The 8,188-nt window shown below is 43.6% G+C and carries 8 protein-coding genes; 2 read left to right on the forward strand and 6 right to left on the reverse strand.

Annotated features, from left to right (window positions below):
• Positions 1-378 precede the first annotated feature (378 nt).
• On the forward strand, positions 379-1,260 hold the full coding sequence (locus ACESZH_RS23220; protein WP_373219433.1) for a MurR/RpiR family transcriptional regulator: 882 nt from the start codon (positions 379-381) through the stop codon (positions 1,258-1,260).
• A 60-nt stretch (positions 1,261-1,320) separates the two neighbouring features.
• On the opposite strand, the gene ACESZH_RS23225 is transcribed toward ACESZH_RS23220, so the two are convergent.
• The 6 genes from ACESZH_RS23225 to ACESZH_RS23250 are packed head-to-tail and all read right to left on the reverse strand — an operon-like array spanning position 1,321 to position 7,479.
• Positions 1,321-3,084, reverse strand: coding sequence for a 1-deoxy-D-xylulose-5-phosphate synthase (locus ACESZH_RS23225; protein WP_373219435.1), 1,764 nt, complete (start codon positions 3,082-3,084; stop codon positions 1,321-1,323).
• Positions 3,085-3,116: 32 nt separating this feature from the next.
• A complete protein-coding gene (locus tag ACESZH_RS23230) occupies positions 3,117-4,172 on the reverse strand; it encodes a DUF4358 domain-containing protein (protein WP_373219437.1) in 1,056 nt (351 codons plus the stop codon).
• Positions 4,173-4,181: 9 nt separating this feature from the next.
• Positions 4,182-5,333 carry a DHHW family protein gene (locus tag ACESZH_RS23235; RefSeq protein ID WP_373219438.1) on the reverse strand — a complete coding sequence of 384 codons (1,152 nt, stop codon included), beginning with the start codon at positions 5,331-5,333 and terminating at the stop codon, positions 4,182-4,184.
• Positions 5,334-5,355: 22 nt separating this feature from the next.
• The gene (locus ACESZH_RS23240; RefSeq protein WP_373219440.1) at positions 5,356-6,105 is read right to left on the reverse strand and encodes an MBOAT family protein; all 750 of its coding nucleotides are present in this window, start codon (positions 6,103-6,105) and stop codon (positions 5,356-5,358) included.
• Positions 6,053-6,664 (reverse strand): hypothetical protein, encoded by a 612-nt coding sequence (locus tag ACESZH_RS23245; RefSeq protein WP_373219442.1) that lies wholly within the window; start codon positions 6,662-6,664, stop codon positions 6,053-6,055. The genes ACESZH_RS23240 and ACESZH_RS23245 overlap by 53 nt, the downstream gene beginning before the upstream one ends.
• Before the next feature lie 11 nt (positions 6,665-6,675).
• Positions 6,676-7,479: a hypothetical protein gene (locus ACESZH_RS23250; RefSeq protein ID WP_373219444.1), complete on the reverse strand. Its 804-nt coding sequence runs from the start codon at positions 7,477-7,479 to the stop codon at positions 6,676-6,678.
• Between the two features lie 102 nt (positions 7,480-7,581).
• On the opposite strand from ACESZH_RS23250, the gene ACESZH_RS23255 reads away from it, so the two are divergent.
• Positions 7,582-8,070: a MerR family transcriptional regulator gene (locus ACESZH_RS23255; protein ID WP_373219446.1), complete on the forward strand. Its 489-nt coding sequence runs from the start codon at positions 7,582-7,584 to the stop codon at positions 8,068-8,070.
• Positions 8,071-8,188: the final 118 nt, after the last annotated feature.

An 8,188-nucleotide genomic window follows, 5' to 3' on the forward strand; every position in this document is an offset into this window, starting at 1 on the left:
GTTGTTTTCTGTGGTGTTCCTGCCGTTCTGTTCGACAGCCTGTTTACTTTATCATGTATTCAGTCATTTGTCAACAGCTAATTTTTATTTTCTGAAATTTCATTTATTTTTCAGCATTTCAGAAGCAATTATTTCCGACAGCCAGATCAATTTACCACAAACCAATCTGGCTGTCAAGCACTTTTTTCGACAAAAATCGAAAACTTAAGACAACTTAAGACATCCAAAATCAACGTACCAAAACGTACCAAAACCCGTTTAAAAGATACAATATATATCTAAATATTAGTTTTCAGCAAAATATTGACATTTTTTATATCATATTTTATATTGAACTTAAGATTTTTTTATCGCAAAACTCAGGAAAGGAGTATATCCATGAAAATTGATACATCTAACCCTTCCAATAGCTGCATTTTAAGATTACAAGCCGTACTGGATACTTTAAAACCAGCCGAGCATCGTATTGCGGAGTATATTCTGCAATACCCGCAGGACGTACTGTCCTCTACTTTAAACGAACTTGCAGTAAAATCAGGCTGCAGCTATGCAACTATCAACCGTCTTATCAATCGAATCGGTTACAGTGGTTTTAAAGAGCTAAAACGATATTTATACCAGGACACTCTGGTGACGAATTCTCTGGACTTTGTAGATGTAATCAGTTTTTCCCAGGACACCTCTACGAAAGAAATATGTGAAAACGTTTATAACCTGTCTTCAAAGGTTCTTGAAGACAGCAGCAATATCATAAACACAGATTCTGTAGATTTGGCGGCAAATAAAATCATCTCCGCCAAAAAGGTTTGTGTTGTCGGGACAGGTTCTTCCGGTATCACTGCCCGATATGCCTACAGCCGCCTTTTCAGAATAGGAATTTCCTGCAGCTACGATGAAGATACTACCCTTTTTAATATGCATGCTTCTCTGTTAAAAAAAGGAGATGTGCTTTTTGCTGTGTCTTCTTCCGGGCGGTCTGCCAATATTTTAAACTGCGCACAAACTGCCAAGGAAAATGGTGCCTGCATCATTTCTTTATGCGATTATGCTGTTTCACCATTGTCTCAGATTTCAGATATCAGCCTGTTTACCACTTCCAGAAATGCACATTTATTTATGAACATTGATATGCCGCTTCTTATTGGCCAGATTTTTCTGATAGATGCCTTGCATATGTGCTGCTGTGTAAAGCTTGGCAAAAATTCTTCCGAATTGTACAGCAGAACAAAGAAATCTGCAGATTTAGAAAAAACAAGATAGAAACCGAGGCTGTCTTCATTTTTATATAAAGAAACGAAGACAGCCCCTTCCGGCAGCGGTTCAGATTTCATTCAAAATATCTGAAATGATCTGCTCCGGAGTCAACCGATATCTGAAATATTGTTCTTCCAACGTTACGTGGTTGACAAATTCTTTTTTTGCTCCAAAGTTCAATACCTTCATGGGTGAGTTTCCATAAAATGCCGCAATTTTTTCACCGAAACCGCCGTCAATCACCCCGTCCTCCAACGTCACAACCAGCCGATGCCCATATTTGGTCAATGCTTTCAACATTATTTCATCCACAGCGGAGACATAACGGGGATTGATAAGGGTTGCATGAATTCCATGGTCTGTCTCTAATTTTTTTCTTACCTGTTCGCCAAGACCCAGGAATTTTCCAAGCGCCAGGATTGCCACTGTTGTTCCATGCTCTATAATCTCATATTTAGCGGGATGACAATACTCAGACAGCAAAGCTCCATTCCTGGATACCGTCTCAATACCCGGCACCCGGATCACAACCGGATGCTCTGTCTGATCCAATCCCCATTCCAGCATACTGAGATATTCTTCTTTGCAGGTTGGAGCAAGATAAATAATATTGGGAATATTCGCAGCAAGTGCAATATCAAAAACCCCCATATGCGTCTGACTGCCCTGAGCGATTCCGGCAAAAAATACAAGAATGACTGCCGGGCTGCAATTCAGAGCCAGGTCAGAAGAAAGCTGATCGTAAGCTCTCTGCAAAAAGGAGCTGCTGACTCCAAATACCGGCTTTCCTCCTGCCTTTGCAATACCGGAAATCATTGCCACTGCATGGCCTTCCGCAATTCCCACATCCACAAACTGTTTCGGAAATTGATTCCTTAATTCCTGCTCAAAACCTAATACCTTTGGTGTTCCTGCGGTAATTGCAGTGACCGCAGGATCCTTTCTCATTTTGTTCGCCAAAAATTCAGCGGTCAGCCCCTCATAAGTTTCCGCAGGCACAGCCTCCTGCCGCAATTTCCCCGTATCTCTGTGAAACGGATTCATATAGTGCCAGTGTTCTTTGTCCTCTTCTGCGAATTGATAGCCTTTTCCTTTTACCGTACACATGTGGATCACGATTGGATGGTCTGTATCCTTTGCTTTTTTCAGCACATCTGCAATTTCATAAAAATCGTTGCCATCACTGACAAAGAAATACTCAAAGCCCAGCGCCTGAAAAAAGTTGCAGGCAGCCTTCCCCTTCGTTTCCCGTAATAATTTCAGATTCTGGTACAATCCACCGTGATTCTCTGCAATGCTCATATCATTGTCATTCACTATAAGAATTATATTACTCCCAAGTGCTGCAGCATTATTCAGTCCCTCAAAGGCCTCTCCGCCGCTTAGTGCGCCGTCACCCACAACTGCGATCACATTGCTTGTTTCGCCTTTCACATCCCTTCCCTTCGCCAGCCCACAGGCAAGACTGATGGCAGAAGAAGTATGCCCCACAGAAAAAATATCATGTTCACTTTCCGCTGGGTTTGTAAAACCGCTGACTGATCCAAATTTTTCAGGATCAGTATAAGCGTCTTTCCGCCCCGTCAGCATCTTATGTGTGTAACATTGGTGTGACACGTCAAAGATGATTTTATCCGTGGGAGAATCGAAAACATAGTGCAGCGCTACCGTAGCCTCAATAACTGCCAGATTAGAACCTACATGACCGCCTGTTGTACTTAAACGCAGAAGCAGCTGCTCACGGATTTCACCGCACAACTGGACAAGCTCATTTCCAGATAAATCTTTCAGGTCCTTCGGACTATTAATCTTATCTAAAATTCTGCACATTACTCTGCTTCCTTTCTCGAAAGGTCTATTTATCAGTGTTTGCCATAGGCATAGGCCGTACCGGTCGCTTCCGGGACAGAAGCTTCGTCCCATCGATGTATGCTTCCGCTTCGCAGATAGTCACTGGTCACATTGAAATACGTATGGCCGGGACTCCCTCCTATTGGATCGTCCCACGCACAATCCACACAATACCATTCTCCGTCCAGCTTTACCATATTCCATGAGTGTTCCACTCCGCTGCTGCTTGGTATCCCAAACACAGTCATGCACTCAATATCCAGCATATCCATAAATAATTGGAAGGTGGATGAATATCCATGACACATAGCCGACTGATCGATCAGGACGCCATAAGGCGTGTCGCTTCCGTCTGCAAATCCATCTCCACCGGAACGTCCGAAAATACTGTAGTCAAACCTTGACCATCCTGTAATAAAATCGTGAATAGCAAGCTCCTTCTCATAGTCGCTCATGCTGTCGTCAATCTCCGAATCAATTACCTCTCTTGCCGCTTCCAAAATACTGCGGTTGATTTCCGACAAATCTGAATCATCCCCTGAACTCCATGCCTGTAAAACCGCCTGCTCATTGTAAGAATTCGATATCGCCTCCACAAATGCCTCTTTCGCCTTTTGCGGCTCCGGGCAGATCATCATGGCTATATATCTGCCCTCTTTTGCGACAATCCCATCTTTTACCATTGCCGCCTGCTGCGGTGCATAGCCTTCAAAAACTCCTGCCCGATTCTCGATGTATTCATCCAAAGCCTCCTCTGCTGCCTTGCAGTCCTTTTCATCTTTCATCAGCAGCACAGCTATTTCACTGGCTTCCACACCATCGGCATATAAGATCACTCCGTCTGACACCTCTTCCTCCTGCAATAAATAGTAATCAGACACCCACGTAGTAAAATCCTTATCCCCCGAGGCAATCTTCATCAGCGCCGGAAGCTCCTGTTGGCTTGACATAATGGCTTGCGCAATATCATCAGGCGCTGTATCCGCTTCCGAAGCCTGCAGCGAAGAACAGCTCACAAGAGACAATAAAAGTCCAAAAGTGAAAATGAAACCTAATACTTTTTTCATGGGAACCTCCTAGTTTTTAAGTTTTGTAATACTCATGTCCTCCGCAAATCCGGAAGCGTTATATAAAATCAACAAATCTGTATATTTTCCTTCCTCGATCATCTGGCTTAAGCTCCGGTTGGTGTATCTTAAATCAACAACATCGATCTCCTTAAATTCGCTCAGCATAAACGGGATAAAACAGTTCGCATAAGAATCCTTGATCACCAGGATTTTGCGCCCGTTTTCCGCTTTTGTGCTGATTTGCAGGAAGGGTTCGTTTCCGCCAAAATAAACGGCATATTTGTCTTTCGTATCCAGTGCGGCATAGTCATAAAGACTTTTTTCTGTCTCTCCCGTACTTTGCTTATACACAGTATACGCAGTACCATCTCTCGGAACAAACAATTCAATGGTATCTCCTGCTGTTTGAATCCCCAGCTTTGACTGCACTGTCCCCTCAAACTGGTCTGTTACCGTTTGAATCTCATAGTCTGTAAGCTCCGGTATGGAATACCCCTGTTTCTCCGCCCACGCCTGATATACATAAAAGGCAGCAAGCGTTTTCCAATGGTGATCCGTCCGGTAATATAATTCTTCATCCGTATGCTTCCGCAGAACTGTAGCCGCATCAAACCAGACTTCTTCCGGCAAGCCTTCTGCGATCTGTTCCAGATAAGCGGTCCCGCAGCCGGAATCAGCCAGCGGAGGCAGCTTATCCTGTAGGATATCCACCGCATTCGGCACGATCATTACAGTCACATGCTTTCTTCCCAACTGCTCCCCATACTGGCGCGCAAACTCTGCAAGCGCTTCTATATTGCGTTCCGCCATCTGTGTGTCAAAGGATCCGGTGTGCTTTTCAATCAGATAACCATCTGCTCCAAAATAAATATCCTTACTCTCCCTTTTCAGAAGCAGCCGCTCCACAGAAGTTTTGAGTGTGATCCACTGGTTCCTCCAAACAAATTGGTCCGTCAGATATTCCTCATAATCTGCTTCAAAATCACCGTTCAATAAAGTTTCTGTTTTTAACTCCGGCTTCCCGTTCAAAACCCGGTTCTCTGTTTCTGAGAATCCTGTTGAGGGCTTTACGATTGTTGCCGCCGTAAATCCGAATATCAATAGGCCGAATACTATAACCGTGACACGTGGCTGCCATCTTTTCTTCTTCAAATCCATTTTCCAATCACCTCCGGCCTTATCAGAATCTAAAATACAGAAACGGATTGAAAGACGCATCTACAAGCCATGCCACAGACAGAAGGAATATACCTATATAAAATGCGTTTATAGCTGCTGTCTGCATAAACACTTTGTCTTCCAGCTTTGCCAAAAACCATCCTGCAATATGCTTAGGAAGCTCCGTGCTTCCCAAAACGCACAGGATCAGTAATATCGCATTGTTATACAGCAGGTACATGGTTTCCCTGTTCAAAACTCCCTGACCATAAATGCCAAACAGTGATCTCAGAAATCCCATGGTCTGTCCCATATTTTCAAACACAAACAAGCTCCAGCCAAGCATGACAAAAAGCATGCAATATATATGCCGAAATGTCCCAGGCAGCTTTTCCAGATATCTTCCGAAAATAAACTTCTCTGCAAGCAGCAAAATGCCGTAATAAGCGCCCCATATAAGAAAATTCCAGCTTGCTCCATGCCAGATTCCGGTCAGCAGCCAGACAATTAAAATGTTTCGGATATGCCGCCCCTTGTTTACCCTGTTTCCTCCCAGAGGAATGTACACATATTCCCGAAACCATGTGCCAAGGGAAATATGCCATCTCCGCCAAAACTCTGTGATGCTTTTCGATATATACGGGTAGTTGAAATTTTCCGGGAACCGAAAGCCAAACATATATCCCAGACCGATTGCCATATCAGAATACGCAGAAAAATCAAAATAAATCTGGAAAGTATAGGCTGCAAGCCCCATCCACGCCGTCTGCAAACTGCTCCATGGATTCTTTGCGCATGCGAAGCTGCGTATCTATGGTTTTATACTGAACGATGGGTCCTGCAATAAGTTGTGGAAACATTGTCACATAAGTGCCGAAGGAGATAATGTTTTTTTGAACCTCCGCCTCCCCGCGGTACAGGTCAATGGTGTAGGACATAGTTTGAAACGTATAAAAGGAAATGCCGATAGGCAGGGCCAGATGCAGCATATTAATGTCTGCACCAGATAAACCGTTGGCTGTCTCAATCACAAAATCAGCATATTTAAAAAAGCCAAGCAGCAACAGGCTGATAGCAGAGGAAACTGCCAGTGCCGCTTTCGCCCCTCTCCTATTTCCCGTTCTCCGAAACCAATCTACAAATATGCCTCCTGTGTAAGAAACCAGAATCGATACAAGCATCAAAAGGATGTAAACCGGCTCGCCCCAGGCATAAAATCCAAGGCTGAATACCAGAAGTACAAGATTGCGAAGGCGATGAGGTACTGCGTAGTAAACAAGCAGCACTGCAGGCAAAAAGCGGAACAGAAAAAGTAAACTGCTAAAGACCATAGACAGCCTCCCTAAAATGCCCGGACAGCTAATGCATGCACATTCGTAAAGTTTTTCGGACATTCGCCGGCATAACCGTTAAAATAATGTACAAACCACGCATAATCATCCTCAGAATCCGCCTGGGACGATGACCAGTACCAATTTGTGTCCAGCCCGTCCATTGCCGCCTGATCGTCAAGTCTGTATATATGTCCCAGCGAATTGTTTATTGCCTCACGATTTTGATATATATCACACAGTTCAGCTATGCTCGGCATATACCATCCGGAAGCAAAATCGCCGGCTAAATCATAGCTCTCTGCATAGGTGTTCACAAAATGAAATGCAGGATAATTTTCTTCGTCATTCTCCTCAGCTTCTCTATCCTGAGAGCAAATCGCATCCCAGTTATCGCTGCCGTCTTTATCTCCTGAAAAGGTTTGATCAGACTTCTGCGTACAAACAGTATCCGTGAATTTGGCTGCGTATCCGGCAGAAGCATCCGCTGCCCATTGTAAAGGTATGTCGCTTCTGTGAACCCCTACACCGAAAGCTGTTCCATCTTCCCGAAAGCCCGCAATAATGGCTATGGGGGTATTGCTGCTGTCCACAGCCGTTAAGTCCGTCTCTTTTACTATAGAACCATCGGCAAGAATAATATCTCCAATTTCGTATTCGAAATCATTCCCGCCTTCTTCCACACCAGAAGAAACAACCTCATCCTGTCCTAACGACAATTCATCAGATAAATCAGATGCTGCGACCGTAATGCTGCCGCTCGCCATAGAAAATAATAAAAGCGCTGATATAATTGAAATCTTTGATTTTTTCATTGATAGCTCCTCCTTACTTATTGACAATATCATAGACCTTAGAGTATACTCTCAGTCAAGAGAGTATCTCTTAATAATTGCATTTTTATAGGAGAAATGTGTATGTATTATACTGTCTGCGAAGTAGCGAAGCGTCTGAATTTATCGCCGCATACGATTCGCTTTTATGGAAAGGAAGGGTTGCTGACATTTGTTGAACGTGACCAAAATGGAAATCGTATTTTTAAGGAATCTGACTTTGAACGTCTGTTTATTATTGCATCCCTGAAACGATCCGGGATGTCCATTAAACAGATCCGGGAATTCACTGTACTCTGCGATGAAGGAGATGCTACCATAGCACAGCGCCTGAAGATCATCCGGGATCAGAGAGAATCGGTGGAGGAACAGATCACGGAATTGCAGGATGCACTGGATGTATTGAAATACAAAACCTGGCTTTATGAGACAGCTTTAGAGGCAGGTACCACCGCTGTTCATGACAATATGCCCCTGGAGGATATGCCGCCTAAAATTCAGAAGATCAAGGAACGCATCCGCAAACTTACCGATGATATGGAACAGCGCTATAAAGATGCTTCTCATTTATGAAGAACAAAATGGTTTACTTTCCTTTGGAGCAAAAAAAAGAAAGGTAGTGTAAAATAGTTTGTGTTTCTGGTAAAAAATAACTCTTTTTTGGTAAGAATTCAGATATGACAATTCTTAT

It is taken from the genome of Ruminococcus sp. 5_1_39BFAA (genome assembly GCF_964240875.1).
Taxonomy (GTDB): Bacteria; Bacillota; Clostridia; order Lachnospirales; family Lachnospiraceae; genus Blautia_A.